11 protein-coding genes are annotated in these 16,241 nt (G+C 66.0%); 3 read left to right on the top strand and 8 right to left on the bottom strand.

Translation table 11 applies throughout. The features are described 5' to 3' along the window. Position 1 precedes the first annotated feature (1 nt). Together pfkB and ptsP are read right to left on the bottom strand one after the other, a co-directional pair. Positions 2-964, bottom strand: a complete 963-nt coding sequence (gene pfkB, locus DOM45_RS17080; RefSeq protein WP_110602479.1) for a 1-phosphofructokinase — start codon at positions 962-964, stop codon at positions 2-4. Then, complete coding sequence (gene ptsP / locus DOM45_RS17075; RefSeq protein WP_110602478.1) at positions 964-3,861, bottom strand: phosphoenolpyruvate--protein phosphotransferase; 2,898 nt, start codon at positions 3,859-3,861, stop codon at positions 964-966. Before ptsP ends, pfkB begins: the two co-directional genes overlap by 1 nt. Positions 3,862-4,143: 282 nt before the next feature. On the opposite strand from ptsP, the gene cra reads away from it, so the two are divergent. The 3 genes from cra (at position 4,144) to DOM45_RS17060 (ending at position 7,587) form a co-directional block, all read left to right on the top strand. Further along, positions 4,144-5,127, top strand: a complete 984-nt coding sequence (gene cra / locus DOM45_RS17070; RefSeq protein WP_110602476.1) for a catabolite repressor/activator — start codon at positions 4,144-4,146, stop codon at positions 5,125-5,127. Between the two features lie 88 nt (positions 5,128-5,215). Further along, entirely contained in the window at positions 5,216-7,120 is a 1,905-nt protein-coding gene (locus DOM45_RS17065; RefSeq protein WP_167404628.1) for an alkaline phosphatase D family protein, read from the top strand. Beyond that, a complete protein-coding gene (locus DOM45_RS17060) occupies positions 7,117-7,587 on the top strand; it encodes a GNAT family N-acetyltransferase (protein WP_110602473.1) in 471 nt (156 codons plus the stop codon). The genes DOM45_RS17065 and DOM45_RS17060 overlap by 4 nt, the downstream gene beginning before the upstream one ends. A gap of 146 nt (positions 7,588-7,733) precedes the next feature. On the opposite strand, the gene DOM45_RS17055 is transcribed toward DOM45_RS17060, so the two are convergent. The 6 genes from DOM45_RS17055 to DOM45_RS17030 form a co-directional block, all read right to left on the bottom strand. Beyond that, on the bottom strand, positions 7,734-9,338 hold the full coding sequence (locus DOM45_RS17055; RefSeq protein WP_110602472.1) for a SulP family inorganic anion transporter: 1,605 nt from the start codon (positions 9,336-9,338) through the stop codon (positions 7,734-7,736). A 43-nt stretch (positions 9,339-9,381) separates the two neighbouring features. After that, positions 9,382-10,041, bottom strand: coding sequence for a carbonic anhydrase (locus DOM45_RS17050; protein ID WP_157958461.1), 660 nt, complete (start codon positions 10,039-10,041; stop codon positions 9,382-9,384). A 625-nt stretch (positions 10,042-10,666) separates the two neighbouring features. Further along, entirely contained in the window at positions 10,667-11,467 is an 801-nt protein-coding gene (locus DOM45_RS17045) for an MOSC domain-containing protein (protein ID WP_110602468.1), read from the bottom strand. 52 nt (positions 11,468-11,519) lie between these two features. Continuing rightward, entirely contained in the window at positions 11,520-11,972 is a 453-nt protein-coding gene (locus tag DOM45_RS17040; RefSeq protein WP_240612443.1) for a DUF4385 family protein, read from the bottom strand. Between the two features lie 117 nt (positions 11,973-12,089). Continuing rightward, complete coding sequence (locus DOM45_RS17035; protein ID WP_110602467.1) at positions 12,090-14,690, bottom strand: TRAP transporter permease; 2,601 nt, start codon at positions 14,688-14,690, stop codon at positions 12,090-12,092. Positions 14,691-15,038: 348 nt separating this feature from the next. Beyond that, a complete protein-coding gene (locus DOM45_RS17030) occupies positions 15,039-16,013 on the bottom strand; it encodes a TAXI family TRAP transporter solute-binding subunit (protein WP_110602757.1) in 975 nt (324 codons plus the stop codon). Positions 16,014-16,241 lie beyond the last annotated feature (228 nt).

Raw genomic sequence — 16,241 nt, 5'->3', positions numbered from 1 at the left:
TTCATGCCCCCTCCTGACGCGTGTCGCCACAGCGAGTGACACGCGTCTGTTGCAGTAATTGCTGGAAATCCTCGACGTGCGGATTACCGACACCGACATGCCGGACCGCTTCGGCCGCCAGCGCCGTCGCCTGGCGCAGTGCGTCCTGCGGTGCCTGATCCGCGATCACCCCATGCAGCAAGGCGGCCAGCAGGGTGTCGCCGGCCCCCACCGTACTCTTGACCTGGACACTGGGCGGGATCGCCCGCCATTCGCCGCGGCGGCTGACCCACAGCGTACCCGCCGCACCCAGCGACAGTATCGACTCCTCGACGCCGGCCGCATGCAGCCGCCGGGCCGCATCGAGCTGCGAGGCCGGGTCGTCCAGCGGGCCGCCGGCCCACTCGGCCAGCTCCTGCTCGTTGGGCTTGGCCGCGTGAGGCGCCACCGCCAGTGCCGCCGTCAGCGCCGGCCCGCTGGTATCGACCCAGACCGGGATACCGCTCGCCTTGAGCGTCTCGACCAGCCTCGCCAGCGCCGCGGGAGACACGCCCGGTGGCAGGCTGCCGGTCACCACCACCGCCGACGGCGCCGCAGTCTCGCAGCAGGCGACCAGCGCCTCGGTCAGCTCGGCCAGCGCGGCCTCGGAGACCTCGAGCCCCGGGCCGTTGACGTCGGTCACTCGGCCGTCGTCCTCGGCCAGCTTGGCGTTGATCCGGGTCTCGCCGGGCAGGCGCAGGCTGGCATCCTCGATACCGTCGCGCCGGCAGGCCTGGACGAAGGCGGTATCGTTGTCCGCGCCCAGGAAGCCCGACAGCGTCACCCGATGGCCCAGCGCCACCAGCACCTGGGCCACGTTGAGCCCCTTGCCGGCCGCCGCCAGATGCGACGACCGCGTACGATTGACCGCCCCCGGCTCGAGTCGCGGCAACTGGATCGACAGATCCAGCGCCGGATTGAGCGTCACCACCAGCACATGGGCCATCAGAGCGCCTCCAGCGCATCGCGCACGGCCTGGCTGGTGGCCTGGGCCAGCGCCGTCTCGGCGTGCAGCCGCGCCGTTGCCTGAGTGATGCCACGCAGCCGCGCCTTGACCATCGGCACCTGGCGCACCGACACCGACAGTTCATCGACCCCCAGGCCGACCAGCACCGGCACGGCGGCGGCATCCGAACCCAGCTCGCCGCAGACGCCGACCCACTTGCCCTCGGCGTGGGCGGCCTCGACGGTCATCTGGATCAGCCGCAATACCGCCGGATGCAAGCCATCCGCCTGGGAAGAGAGCTCGGGGTGGCCACGATCGATCGCCAGGGTGTACTGGGTCAGATCGTTGGTGCCGATGGAGAAGAAATCGACCTCGGCGGCCAGGCTCGGTGCCAGCAGTGCCGCGGAAGGAATCTCGATCATCACTCCGACCTGAATGTCGCCGGCACCGATCTCCGCCTGCAGGCGGTCGACGATGGCGCGCGCCTGGCGGTACTCGTCGACGTCCTTGACCATCGGGAACATGATCCGCAGCGGCCGATCACCGGCGGCGGTCAACAGTGCCCGCAACTGGGTCTCGAGCACCTCGGGTCGGGTCAGCGCCAGACGAATGCCGCGCAGGCCGAGAAAGGGGTTGTCTTCCGCCGCCACCGGCCAGTAAGGCAGGGGCTTGTCGCCGCCCACGTCCAGCGTGCGCGCCACCAGCGGACGGCCATCGAGGGCGTCGAAGGCGCGTCGGTACTCGCCGATCTGGGTCTCCAGATCGGGCGCCTCCGGATGCGCCATGAACAGGAATTCGGTGCGCAGCAGCCCGACACCCTCGGCGCCCTGCTCCACCGCGTCGGCGGCGTGAGCGGTGTTGCCCAGGTTGGCGGCGACCTCGATACGCTTGCCGTCGGCGGTGCGTCCCTCTTCGAAGCGCGCCCCATGGGCCTCGCGGCGCAAACGCTCGAGCTCCTTGAGCCGCAGCTCGGCGCGATCACGGCGCTCCGCACTGGGGCGCACGATCACCCGGCCGAGATCGCCATCGAGGATCAGTTCATCGTCGTTGGCGAGCGTCAGCGCCCGCGGGCCGGCACCCACGACGGCGGGGATGCCCAGCGCCCGCGCCAGGATGGCGCTGTGGGAAGTGGCGCCGCCGCGGGCGGTCAGCAGTCCCCGCACCTGGGCGGTATCGAGACGCGCCACATCGGAGGGACCGATGTCGTCGGTGACCAGAATGTAGGGACGCGACGGCGGAGTCGGCATCTTCACCCCGCACAACACGCCGAGCACGCGACGGCCGACATCGCGCAGGTCAGCGGCACGCTCGGCCAGCAGGCGGTCCGCCAGCACTTCCTGGGCGCGGGCCGCGGTATCGATCGCCTGCCACCAGGCGGCTTCGGCGCTGAGGCCATCGCGCATGCCCTCGAAGGCCGCTTCGTGCAGCTCAGGATCGTCGAGCATCTCGGCGTGCATGGAGAGGATCTCGGCCACGTCGCCGCCCTTGGCGGTGCCGATCAGCGCATGCAACTGATCACGCGCCTCGTTCAGGCTGGCACGCAAGCGCTCTCGCTGGCGCTCGGCCCCCCCTTGTTGCTCCGACGCCAGATCGCGAGCCCGCTCGGGGTAGTCGAAGCTGGGCGAGCGCATCACGAAGACCGGCGCGATCGCCAGGCCCGGCGAGGCGGCGGTGGCCGGCAACGCCGTATCGTCGGCGATCGGCTCCTGCACGGTCTCGGCCGTTGGCGCCACGGTCTCGTCTCGAGACGCACGATCGGCGAGGCCGCCGTCCGCCAGCGGGCGCACCGATTCACCGAGCCCCGCCTTGACGGCAGCGACCATCGCCGCCAGCGCTGCCTGGGCCCCCTCCCCCTCGGCGGAGAAAATCAGCGTCTGACCGCGTCGGGCACCCAGCCCGATGACCTTGGTTAGGCTGGCGGCGGAAACCGTCTCCGCCGCGCCCTCCATCAAGCGCACCCGAACCGGCAACGACTGCTCGCGGGCCGCCTGGACCAGCAACTTGGCAGGTCGTGCGTGCAGGCCATGGGCATTGAGCAGCGTCGCCCGAGCGGTCTCGGCCTGGTTCGATTCGCCGGACAACCGCGCCAGGACGTGATCCGCGTCGGCATCGATCAGCGCCTCGCCTTCGCCGCTGTCCAGCAGATCCGCCAGCCGCTCCAGCAGCGTCCGGTGCACGTCGCCTTGCGCCGCCACGCAGAAGACGCCATTGACCACGCCTTTCGGACCGCTGAACGACCGCTCCGGCGTCGCCAGCCCCAGCGCCGGCTGGCTGACCCCGAGGGAAGCGCTCACCAGCCACAGCCCCTGACCGAGCGCGACCGGCTCCTGCTCGGTGATCGCGGCGACGAAGCGCGCATCGACGCACTCCGCCTGGCGCAGTCGCGCCGCCGCCGCCAACGCCAGCTCGAAACGATCCCGCGCCGGAAAGCCCAGGCACAGCGTGCCGGCGTCCAGGCGCGCCCTGACCGGCGATTTGGCGAGCAGCGCGACCATCGCTTCGGCGCTGTCGGCGTTGGCGATGCGCTCGGCGACCCCCTCGTCGTCGAGGACGTGAGTCAGATGGCGCAGCACGTCGAGATGCTCGTCGCTGGCGGCGGCGATCGCCACCAGCAGGAACACTCGATTGCCGTCGTGCCAGGTCACCCCGGCCGGGAACTGCAGCAGGCGGACGCCGGTGCGGTGGATCTGCCCGCGGCTCTCGGGGGTACCGTGGGGAATGGCGATACCGCTGCCGAGGAAGGTCGAGCCCTGCGCCTCGCGGGCATGCAGGGCATCGCGATAGCCGGCTTCGACCAGACCGGTCTCGTGCAACGAGGCGGCGGCCTGATCCAGCGCCTCCTGCCAACTGTCGGCGTGGCAATCGAGCGCCGCGTCTTGCGGCTGGAGGGTCAACATAACGATCTCTCCGAGTGGGTCGTTCGATGCACGACTCGTGGCCCATCCAGCGCCGCCGGGGTCAGCCGGACGGACAGCTTCGAGCGCCCTAGCTGAATCGTGTCACCTCAATGGTGCCAATGCTCTCCGCTGGCGACCGGTTTGGCAAGCTAGACCTTCGCCTCACGCCACGGCCGGCATCACGGTCGCCGAAATCAGACTGGGCCGCCAGGGCCCGACGCGGTATCGTTCAGACCGTGAAAAATGCGCCGCCCCCTCCCATGAGCCTTGCAGGAGCCTTGCATGAAGCTTGCCGATATCGCCCGACTGGCCGGCGTCTCCCGCACGACCGCCAGCTATGTCCTCAACGGCCAGGCCAAAGCAAGACGCATCAGCGATGCCACGGTGACACGGGTGCTGGCCATCGCCAATGCCCACGACTATCGAATCGATGCCCAGGCGGCCGCACTGCGGGGAGGCGACAGCCGCACCCTGGGCCTGATCGTGCCGGATCTGGAGAACGGCAGCTATGCACGGCTGGCCAAACGTCTCGAGCATGGTGCGCGCCGGCAGGGCTACCAGTTGCTGATCGCCGGTTCCGACGACGACCCGCAGAGCGAGCGCGAGGTCGCCAGGTCCCTGCGCGCCCAGCGCTGCGACGTGCTGTTGGTCGCCAGCAGCCTGAGCCCCCAGGATCCGTTCTACGTCGAGCTATTGGCCCAGGGACTGCCGATCATCGCCATCGACCGACCGCTGGATCCCGAGCGTTTCGTCAATATCGTGACCAACGGTCGCGCCGCCGGCGAGATGCTGACCCGTTCGGTGCTGGCCGACGACGTGACCCACGTGGTGTGGCTGGATGCCGTCCCGGATCTCTCGATCAGCACCGAGCGGCGGCGCGGGTTTCTGGATGCCCTGGCCAGCGAGCCCCGCTGCCATCCCCGCTGCTTCAGCGGAGAGCGCTACGACCGCGATAGCGGCGCCCGGCTGATCCAACGACTGCTGGATGACGACGGCTTGCCGGACGCCATCGTCACCGCCTCCTACACCCTGATGGAGGGTCTGCTCGACGTGCTGCTCGCGGACGGCGCCCCCCCGGCCGACCTGCGTCTGGCCACCTTCGGCGACGACCGGCTGCTCGACTTCCTGCCCTGCAAGGTGAATTCGCTGCCCCAGGACCACGACCGGGTCGCCGAACAGGCGCTGGCGAGAGCCCTGCAGGCGGCCCGTGGCGACTATACGCCAGGACTGGACGTGATCGACAGGACGCTCAAGCGACGGCGCTGAACGTACAGCGACGGATCCTCACCGGGGGCGTGGCCGGGAGCCACGACTGAAGTATGCTTGGCCCATCGAGACTTTCAGGAACCGCGACTTGTCAGACGACCTCCCCGACATCCTGGCCGGGCCGATACTCCGCCGGGCGGCGCCGCGGCGGCTGGTGCTGTGGCTGGCCGCATCACGCCCGCTCGAGCTCCAGCTGACCCTGACCACCGCCGCTGCGTCATGGACACACCCGCTGGCCGCAGCAACCACCCGGGTCGAAGTGGGCACCCACGCCCACCTCCATCTGATCGACCTCGAGCTGGATGCGGCCCTGCCCCAGGATGTCCGCATCGCCTACGACCTCGCCTACCGTGGCGAATCCGAATGGCGCTCGACCGGCGACTGGGGCCAGGCGCTGTGCTACGGCAACGAGCCGCTCCCCACGCTGGTGCTGCGCTCGCGTCACGACAATCTGCTTCATGGCTCCTGTCGCAAACCCCACCACGCCAGCGGGGACGGCCTGGCACGCGCCGACCGCTGGCTGGACGGCTGCCACGACGACGCCGCCGCCAGGCCGGCGGCACTGCTGCTGACCGGTGACCAGATCTACGCCGACGACGTCGCCGGCCCGATGCTGGCCGCCATCCATGCGTTGATCGCCCGCCTCGGCCTCCACGACGAATGCCTGGAAGGGACGGACATTGCCAGCGGCCGCGAGCTCTATGCCCGCGACGAGACCTACTATCATCGGGACGAACTGCTGCCGGCGATCCGCTCCACCGAGGCGCTGCGCGAGAAGTTCTTCGGTGGCGTGCGCAAGCCGATCTTCACCACCGCCAGCGCCGAGAACCACCTGATCACCTTCGCCGAGGTGATGGCGATGTACCTGCTGGTCTGGTCGCCCACTCCATGGCGGCTGATCGAGGTCGAGCCGCCCCGCCTCAGCGCGGAAGAGCAGGAGCGCTATCGCCGGGAGCAGCGGCATATCGATGCGTTCGTCACCGGGCTGCCGGGGGTGGCACGCCTGCTCGCCCACCTGCCCACGCTGATGATCTTCGACGACCACGACGTCACCGACGACTGGAACCTCTCCGCCGCCTGGGAGGCCGCGGTCTACGACCACCCCTTCTCGCGCCGGATCGTGGGCAATGCCCTGATCGCATACCTGTTCTGCCAGGGCTGGGGCAACGATCCCGATGGACTGGCCGAGCCGCTCCGCGCCAGCCGCGAGTGGCTGGACTCCGCCACCGGTGACAGCGGCTTCGACTGCCAACTGCACGACCAACTGGTGACCCGGCTGCTGCGCTTCACCGGCTGGGGCTACACCATCGACTCGACGCCTCGCCTGGTGGTGCTGGATACGCGCACCCGACGCTGGCGCAGCGAGCGCAAGCGCCACCGTCCCTCGGGATTGATGGACTGGGAAGCACTGAGCGAGTTCCAGCAGGCGTTGCTCGGGGAACCATCGGTCATCATCGTGTCGCCGGCCCCGATCTTCGGCGTCAAGCTGATCGAGGGCATCCAGCGCCTGTTCACCTGGTTCGGCAAGCCGCTGCTGGTCGACGCCGAGAACTGGATGGCACACCCCGGGGCTGCCCGTACCATGCTCAACATCCTGCGCCATAGTCGCACCCCGCAGCGCTACGTGATCCTCTCCGGCGACGTCCACTACTCCTTCGTCTATGCGATCACCATTCGCCAGCGCCGCAACAGCCCCCAGATGTGGCAGATCACCAGCAGCGGTCTCAAGAATACCTTTCCCGATACCCTGCTCGACGGGTTCGACCGCCTCAATCGCTGGCTCTATGCGCCCTGGTCGCCGCTCAACTGGCTCACCAAGCGCCGCCGCATGCTGATCGAACCCTACCGCCCCGAGCGCAGCGCGAAAGGCGAGCGACTGTGGAATCGCGCCGGTATCGGCCAGGTGAAACTCGACGCCGAGGGCGCGCCGACCGAGGTCATGCAACTGGGCGCCGACGACTGCGATACCCGGTTTGACAAGGAGCGCCGATGAACCCGACGAATGCCAGGCTGCGTGTGGCCACCGCCGAGGACTTGAGCGTGGTGGAAGCGCTGGTCCGCGAAGCCTACGGCCACTACATCGCCCGCATCGGCAAGACGCCGGGGCCGATACAGGACATCGACGACAAGCGCTATGCGCGCTATATCGATGCCGGTTACGTCAACCTGCTGCAGGCCGGCGGCGAGATCGTCGGCCTGCTGGTGCTGATCCCCAAGCCCGACACCCTGCTGCTGGACAACGTGGCGGTCAGCTCGTCCGCCCAGGGCCGCGGCTTCGGCCGGATCTTGCTGGCGTTCGCGGAAGCCCGCGCTCGCCAGTTGGGCTTTCGCGACATCACGCTCTACACCCAGGAGCTGATGCACGAGAATCTGGCGATCTACCGACGCTACGGCTACATGGAGACGCATCGCGCCGAAGAGCTCGGGCTGAAGCGCGTCTATCTGCGCAAGCCGCTCTGACCCGCGATGGTCGCTCGACACTCGGTACCGGGCAAGCCGGGGCGTCGACATGACAGGGCGAGGCCAGTGATACCGGACCGCTGAAACGCAAACCGCCGCGCCTCTTCAGAGGCGCGGCGGTCACTGCCGGACGCACCGGACATCGATCAGACCGCGTGAGCGGCGCCGGGAGGCGATTCGACATGGCCGAAGGTGCCGTTGGTGCCTTCCACGTCACGCAGCTCCACCACGATCCCGCGTGCTGCCGCATTGTCGACGAATCGGTCGATGTCCTCGCGGATGTCGGGATCGATGTAGTTCGCCCCGCGGGCATCGATGATCAGTTCGCCGTTGTCCGGTACGGCGTCGAGACACTGGCGCATCTCCTCACGGTTCAGAAACGACACATCCTGCTGGAACTTCAGCAGCATGTGCTCGCCGCGCCGGGTGCAGGTGATGGCCGAGCGGTAGCCGGACTGGAGCAGGAAGTAGAGGCTGCAGACCAGTCCCACCAGTACGCCCATCAGCAGGTCGGTGGCGAGAATCGTGACCACCGTCACGGTGAAGGGAATGAAGCGACGCATGCCTTCGCGATACTGCTCCATGAACAGTGCCGGCTTGGCCAGCTTGTAGCCGGTGTGCAGCAGGATCGCCGCTAGCGTCGCCAGGGGAATCAGCTCGAGCCAAACCGCCAGAAACGCCACGCTCACCAGCAGCAGCCCGCCGTGAATCAGGCTCGACAGCCGGGTACGTCCGCCGGCATTGGCGTTGGCGGAGCTGCGCACGATCACCGCGGTGACCGGCAGCGCCCCGACCAGCCCGCACACCATGTTGCCGATGCCCTGGGCCTTCAATTCGCGGTGCGGCGGCGAGTGCCGCTTGAGCGGATCGAGCTTGTCGATGGCCTCCAGGCTCAACAGCGTCTCGAGGCTGGCGATGATGGCGATGGTGATGGCGACCGTATAGACCGCCGGATTGGCCAGCGCACCGAGATCGGGACGTGCCATCTGGGCGATCAGCTCCGAGGGTCCGGACAGACCGCCAAGATCGATGTGGTGCCCCGCGCCCAGCGCCCAGCCGGGCATCGCGCCGCCCACCAGGCGATCGATGGCAATACTGCCGAGCACCACCAGCAGCGGCCCCGGGATCAATGCCAGTGCCCGGTGCCGCTTGATCACCGGCTGTTCCCACAGCACCAGCAGCGCCAGGCTGAACAGCGCGATCAGCGTGGCCAGCGGCGAGATACCGCTGAACAGGGCGACCGGTTCGGTGATCGAGGGCATGTCCTCCAGCGGATGTCCCAGCGCCATCGGGAATTGCCCCAGCACCAGGATCAGGCCGATGCCGGCCAGCATGCCCTTGATCACCGAGGTCGGCACGAAGGCGCCGATCCGGCCCAGCTTGAAGATCCCCATCAGCAGCTGCAGCGCACCGGCCAGCACCACCGCGATCAGGAAAGCGGAAAAGCTGCCCAACTGTTCGATCGCATCCAGCACGATGACGGTCAGGCCGGCCGCCGGACCGCTGACGCTGAGCGCCGAACCGCTGAACATCGTCACCACCAGCCCACCGACCATGCCGGCCACCAGCCCGGCAATGGGCGGTGCCCCCGAGGCCAAAGCGATCCCCAGACAGAGTGGAATCGCCACTAGAAAGACCACGATACCGGCAGGAATGTCCCGCGAGAGATGACGTAGGGAGAGCGTGGTGGGCCGGTCGTGCCGATTCGATGCCGTGTGGGTCGACGGTGCCGATCGTGTCGTTTGTGTCATTGTCGTGTCCTCGAGTCCATGAGTCACAGCGGTAAGTGTCGGCTCACCCGGCGGCAGCGCGCTGCCAGGTCGGCTCGGCGGAGGCGCCTTCCGCCCAATCGGGCTCGCGACGATAGACCTCTTCCAGGTGCCCACTCGCCAGGTCGTAGACCCATCCGTGCAGACTCGGCGCCTTGCGCGCCTGCCAACTGTCGGTGACCAGTGACATGGTCGACAGTCGCTCGATCTGCGCGATGACGTTGAGCTCGACGACATGGTCGACCTTCTCGCTCAACTGCGAGAAACGCCCGAGTTCTTCCTCGCGCTCGGCGACCAGTTGCTTGACCTGGCCCAGGTGCTGGTCGACGTACGGCAAGGCCTGCAGGGCGTCACCACCGCTCACCGCCGCCTGGATACCGCCGCAGCCACGGTGGCCACAGACGATGATGTGATCCACCTTCAGCGCGTTGATGGCGAACTCCAGGACGCTCGATACATTGGCATCGTCCTCGTGCACCAGGTTGGCGATATTGCGGTGAATGAACAGCTCACCGGGCTTGGCGTTGCAGATCTGCTCCGCCGGTACGCGACTGTCGCAGCAGCCAATCCACAGCGCGGCGGGCGCCTGCCCCTCATGCAGACGTTCGAAGATGCCTGGATCGGCCATTTTCATGCCGGCGGCCCAGGCGCGGTTTTCAAGCAGCAGACGATCGAAGAATTGCATGTCTAACACCCCTAGATGACCAATGGCGGGTCGTCGTTCAGCGCCATCATGGCTTTTGAGTCGACTGACGCCATTGCGTGACGGATAAACCCAAACTCGAAATTTCCCGGCCTTGCCGACGACTCGATGACGGTTGGGAGCAGCCATGAGACCAAAGGCGTAGGCTTCGCTTAAAGTCGTAAGGCGGAGGGGTAGGTGCGGGCAAGCAAAAAGTGATTTGCCGACGGCAAATTTTGTAACGCGAGGTGATTGAATGTTGATTCAGGAATGCCGGCCAGACATCGGCACTCACACGCCGTTACATGCAGAGAGGGCTAGCGGCCATGCTGCTGTCCAGAGTGTCACCCCGATTCGAGCGGCTTTCGGCGGCGAGTCTGAACGGGCGGTGAATGGCGGATTAACGCTGGATGAAAGGCGCCATCATGCGGATGGCCGCTTGTCGGTCACCCGCTCGGACACATCGAATATTTAATAAAAACTAATGTAACAATTTGATCGATAACCTTGCGTGAAGATGAACGATACTCATCCGGTCGACAGTTCAGGTTATCTGAACGTTACCGGAAGACTACGTTCATCTTCAATTCATGACAGGTTCATCCCCGGTTCACCTCGACGGGTCGTCTCAACGGCTCGTTTCCAGCACTTCGATGGCATCGTCCAGGCGGACCTCTCCCCGGTTTTCCGCCACCAGATTCTGGCCAAAAAAGACTTTTCCCTTGTCGCCGCGTCGATAGCTCGCCAGCGTCTTCAACGGCTCCTTGTCGCGACGTTTTTCGCCCCGGGCCGGATCGACCGTCACCATGGCGCAGCGAGCGCAGGGCGCATCGACACGAAATGTCACCTCGCCGATGCGAATGCGCCTCCAGCCGTCCTCGGCGTAGGGCACGGTGCCGGCGACGACCAGATTGGGCCGGAACTGCGCCATCACGTGCGTGCCGTCGGTGCGGGCGTTGAGATCCTCCAGCGAGGCCTCGGAGATCAGCAACAACGGATAGCCATCGGCGAAACTGACTCTCACCCCGATCGTATCCCGATAGCGCGATGACCGCTCCCCCAGCCAGAGCAGCCGCGCCGGTTCGCCGGCGACGTCACTGAACCATTCGTCGAGCGAGGTGTGAGTGGTGGTGGCGGTGAAGGCATCGGCCCAGACCTGGGTATCGAAGGGGTGGCCCGAGAACTCCTCGCGAGCCACGTCCACCGGGGGCAGGGCGTCATGGGTCAGGGTCAGCCGCTCGCCGTCGAACTGCGCCCGGACTCGCTGAAGCCCGGGATGGGTGCGGGCGGTGATAAAGGTGCCGTCAGGCTTGACCACCATGAAGCGGCGATCGCCGACAACGCCCTCCTCCTCGACCCGCGCATGGCGCAGGGACGACCCCGCGGTCGACTTGATCGGGTAGCGATAAATCGCAGAAAGCGTTGGCACGAAGGGGCTCCTGTCAGAAAACACACGGGTAATGCCGCCCATGGGCGGCCTGTCATCGACGCCTGTCCGCCTTGCGGCGGCGTTGATAGTCGCGCTTGGCACGCAGATAGGCATCATCGCTGCGTACCGCGTCGAGCGCCACTTGATAGCGCTCGGCGATACGTGCCTTCTCCGGGTCGGCATTGCCGGGCTGGCGTAGGCTACCGTCGGCATCTTTCTTGCGCCCGCCGGGGTAGCGCGCATAGCGCCGGGCCCGGGTATAGCCCATCTGTAGATATTTCCGCGCCATGTCCATGCCGACAAAATCGTCCTGCTCGCGATAGGCCCTGTATCTGGCGCTCAAGTCTTCGATCGCCTGTCTGGCATCGGCTTCGTTGCGAATCGCCCACAGCGGCAGCAGCTCGTCCTTGTAGGGCTGGACATGAAAGACGCCACGCTCGCCATGACCGATCCGGTAGCACTCGGGGTGGCGGCGATAATCGATGGATGCGTCGGGAAAGCTCACGTTCACCTCACTTCCGGTCATGATGTCGTCATGCATTGACGGCGCGATGACGCCTCGCCACGAAAACGGCCGCCTCGCGAGAGACGGCCGTCATGTTGACACGGACGCGACGCGGCGTCAGGCGGTCGCCAGGTGCTCGGACTTGCCGTCCTTGGGTCCGCGGCGACGCCGCTGGAGCATCACGACCAGCCCGAACAGCAGCAGCGCCGGAATCCACATCAGCTCTTTCGGCAACTGCGACCTGGGAATACGCACCGAGACGATCTGCTGATCGAAGTCGAAGCCCAGCTTTTCCGCCTGACTGCCGAAATCGGTCATGTCCACCAGCATCTTGCCATCTTCCTGCATCAGATGTAGGCCCAGGCTCTGCAGCCGCTCGGCCCCGGTCTCGCCCTCCGTCGCCGGCACCTGAATCACGAAACTGGTCGGCGCGCCATAGGCATCGAGCCCCTCGATCCGCGTCATCAGGTGGCCATCAGGGCCGATCTCCCCCAGCGCCTGCTCGAATTGAGCCGGTGGCACCTCTTCATAGGGCGCATCGACCATGTCCATCCAGAAACCGGGGCGGAACAGGGAAAAGGCAATCAGCAGCAGCAGCAAGCTCTCGTACCAGCGACTCCTGACCAGCATGAATCCTTGCGTCGCCGCGGCGAAGATCAGCATGGCGGCCGTCGCCACGATGAAAATCACGATCCCGTGAAGCCAGTCGACGTTGATCAGCAGCAGATCGGTGTTGAAGATGAACAGGAAGGGCAGCGCCGCGGTCCGCAAGCTGTAGTAGAACGCCTGGAAGCCCGTGCGGATCGGATCCGCGCCGGAGATCGCCGCCGCCGCGAACGAGGCCAGCCCCACCGGCGGCGTGACGTCGGCCATGATGCCGAAGTAGAACACAAAGAGATGGACCGCGATCAGCGGCACGATCAGCCCGTTCTGTTCGCCCAGTTGCACGATCACCGGCGCCAGCAGCGCGGAAACCACGATATAGTTGGCGGTGGTCGGCAGCCCCATGCCCAGAATCAGGCTGAGCACCGCGGTGAGCAGCAGCATCAGCAGCAGGTTGCCCATCGACAGCGTTTCGACCAGATCCGCCAGCACCAGCCCAACCCCCGTCTGCGCGACGGCGCCGACGATGATCCCCGCGGTCGCGGTGGCGATACCGATGCCGATCATGTTGCGGGCGCCATCGATCAGTCCGTCCCACAGATCCATGCCACCACGCTTGATGTCGCTGGCCAGCTCGCTCTTGCCACGGAAGAAAGCGTCGACCGGGCGTTGCGTCAGGATGATGAAGATCATGAAGGCGGTGGCCCAGAACGCCGACAGACCCGGTGACAGGCGCTCCACCATCAGACACCACACCAGCACGATCACCGGCAGGATGTAGTGCAATCCCACCATCACCGTGGGTTTGGTGCGCGGCAGCTGGGTGATCTCCTGGGAGGGGTCGTCCACTTCCAGTTCCGGGTAGTGAGAGCCAATCTTCAGCAGTGCGATATAGACGGCGCCAACGCCCAGGGCGATGACCCAGGAAGCCGAATCGCCCAGCGCCGGCTTGAGCCAGCCGATGCCGTAGTAGACGGCGAATGCCAGCGCCATGATGCCGACCAGCCCGGTCAGGAAACCCAGGATCTTGTTGAGCCAGGGCCGCTGCGGGTTACCGCTGGGCAGCCCCTGCATGCCCGCCTTGAGCGCCTCGAGATGGACGATGTACAGCAGCGCGATATAGGAGATCACGGCGGGGACGAAGGCGTGCTTGATCACCTCGATATACGGAATGCCGACATACTCGACCATCAGGAACGCGGCCGCGCCCATCACCGGAGGCATGATCTGGCCGTTGACGGACGAGGAGACCTCGACCGCCCCTGCCTTGGTAGCGCTGAAACCGACGCGCTTCATCATCGGAATGGTAAAGGTGCCGGTGGTCACGGTATTGGCGATCGAAGAGCCGGAAATCAGGCCGGTGAGGCCGGAAGAGACGACGGCGGCCTTGGCCGGGCCACCGCGATAGTGCCCCAGCAGCGAGAACGCCACCTTGATGAAGTAGTTGCCGGCGCCGGCCTTGTCGAGCAGTGCGCCAAACAGCACGAACAGGAAGACGAAGCTGGTGGAGACCCCCAGCGCGATGCCGAACACCCCTTGCGTGGTCAGCCACTGATGGTTGACCAGCCCCGAGAAGCTGACGCCACGATGGGCCAGGATCCCCGGCATATAGGGCCCCGCCAGGGAATAGACCAGAAAGATCAGCGCGATGATCATCAGCGGCGGGCCGAGCGCTCGGCGTGTCGCCTCGAGCAGCAGCACGATCCCCACCACACCGACGATCACGTCCTGCAGAATCGGCGCACCGGGGCGCTGCGATAGCTGGGCGTAGAAGAAGTAGAGGTAGGACGCACAGAACGCCCCGACCAAGGCCATCACCCAATCGAGGATCGGCATGCGCTCTCGTGGCGAGCGCTTGAACGCCGGGTAAGCCATGAAGGCCAGGAAAACGGCAAAAGCCAGGTGAATGGAGCGTGCCTCGGTGGCACTGAAGACGCCAAACCCGACGATGAAGGGGAGCGGCGAAGCGATCCAGAGCTGGAACAGCGACCACAGCGCCGCCACACCGAGCAGGATGCGGTTGGGCGTTCCGGTCAACTTGCGACCACCGGTATCGGTCGCGGCCAGTTCTTCCAGCTTGGCCTGATCGGGGCCGGAAGTCTTGTTATCGGTCATGAGCAGATCCTGACGTGAGGAAACACGGAATCGTTGCCTGCGCGAGCGAATCGTTGCGCCACAGGGCTCCGGAGCGTCACGCCATCAAGGCCTGTCCGCCTTGCGATGATATCTCGCCCTCGGCGTTCCGTTCGCTATTGTGCAAAACAGTGCCCCCTACTCTCTCACTCGAGAAAGGGCCCGGCGCCCTTGGCGGCCGGTGAGTGGACCGACGTCGACACGACATCGGTTCACGCTTGATTCGATGCGACGATCACCGTCGCGGGGATTCCATCCAACGGCGCGGCGGTTGCAGACAACCGCCGCGCCAGAGTGTCAACGCCTTCTATCGAGAATGGCGTCGGGCCATTACAGCCAGCCCTGCTCCTTGTAGTAGCGCTTGGCACCGTCATGCAGCGGGGCGGAAAGGCCCTGGCTGATCATGTCTTCCGGCGTCAGGTTGGCAAACGCGGGGTGCAGACGCTTGAAGCGATCGAAGTTGTCGAACACGGCCTTGACCGTCTGATAGACGACTTCGTCGTCGACGTCGGCGGAGGTCACGAAGGTCGCGCGAACACCGAAGGTCTCGACGTCGTCCGGGTTGCCCTCGTACATGCCACCCGGGATGGTGGACATGCTGTAGTAGGGGAACTCGTCGACCAGCCCCTTGACGGCATCGTCGTTCAACGGGACGAGGTTGGAGGCGACGGTGGTGGTCGCTTCCTGGATGGCGCCATTGGGGTGACCGACCACGTAGGCCATGGCATCGATGTTGTTGTCAGCCAGCGCGGAGGCCATCTCGGCGGCACCGAGCTCGGAGGAGAGCGAGAAGACGCTGGTGTCCCACCCCTCGGCGTCCATCAGCACTTCCATGGTGGCGCGCTGACCCGACCCCGGGTTGCCGATATTGACACGCTTGCCCTTCAGGTCCTGCACCGACTGGATGTTGGCATCCTTGCGCGCCAGGATGGTCAACGGCTCGCCGTGGAGCGAGAAGACCGAACGCAGGTTCTCCATCGGCTGGTCGAACTGCGCCTTGCCGTTGTAGGCGTTGTACTGCACGTCCGACTGCGCCACCCCCATGTTCAGCTCACCGGACTTGATGCCGTTGATATTGGCAACGGAACCACCGGTGGACGGTGCGTTGCACCGAATGCCGCTCTCCTCGGCGCTGCGATTGACCATCCGGCAGACGGACTGACCGACGACGTAATAGACCCCGGTCTGACCGCCGGTACCGATGGTGATGTATTGCTGATCCTGCGCCATGGCTGGCGTGGAGATCGACAGGGCGCCCATCAGGGCGGAGGAGAGAACGGCTGCGGTTAATGCGTGGCGTTTCATGCGCATACCTCGAATTTTTCCCGTTTATTGTGTTGATCGGCGTTCCGATCGCGAAGACAACAGGCCGGCCGGCGTGCGTCAGGGTGTGATTCAGATCGCACCGTGCCCGTGACTTACCCATTGCAACATAACTTATCCCCGACGGCGCGCCATCATATAGCGAGTTTTTGACCGGCAAAACCGTCGTGGCGCGGGGAGGCTCATCCCCAGGGAGCGGGCTTGACCCAT

Source organism: Salinicola lusitanus (assembly GCF_003206045.1).
Classification (GTDB): Bacteria; Pseudomonadota; Gammaproteobacteria; order Pseudomonadales; family Halomonadaceae; genus Salinicola; species Salinicola lusitanus.
The sequence above is the reverse complement of the archived record's forward strand: the minus strand, read 5'-3'. Positions and strand labels throughout refer to the sequence as shown.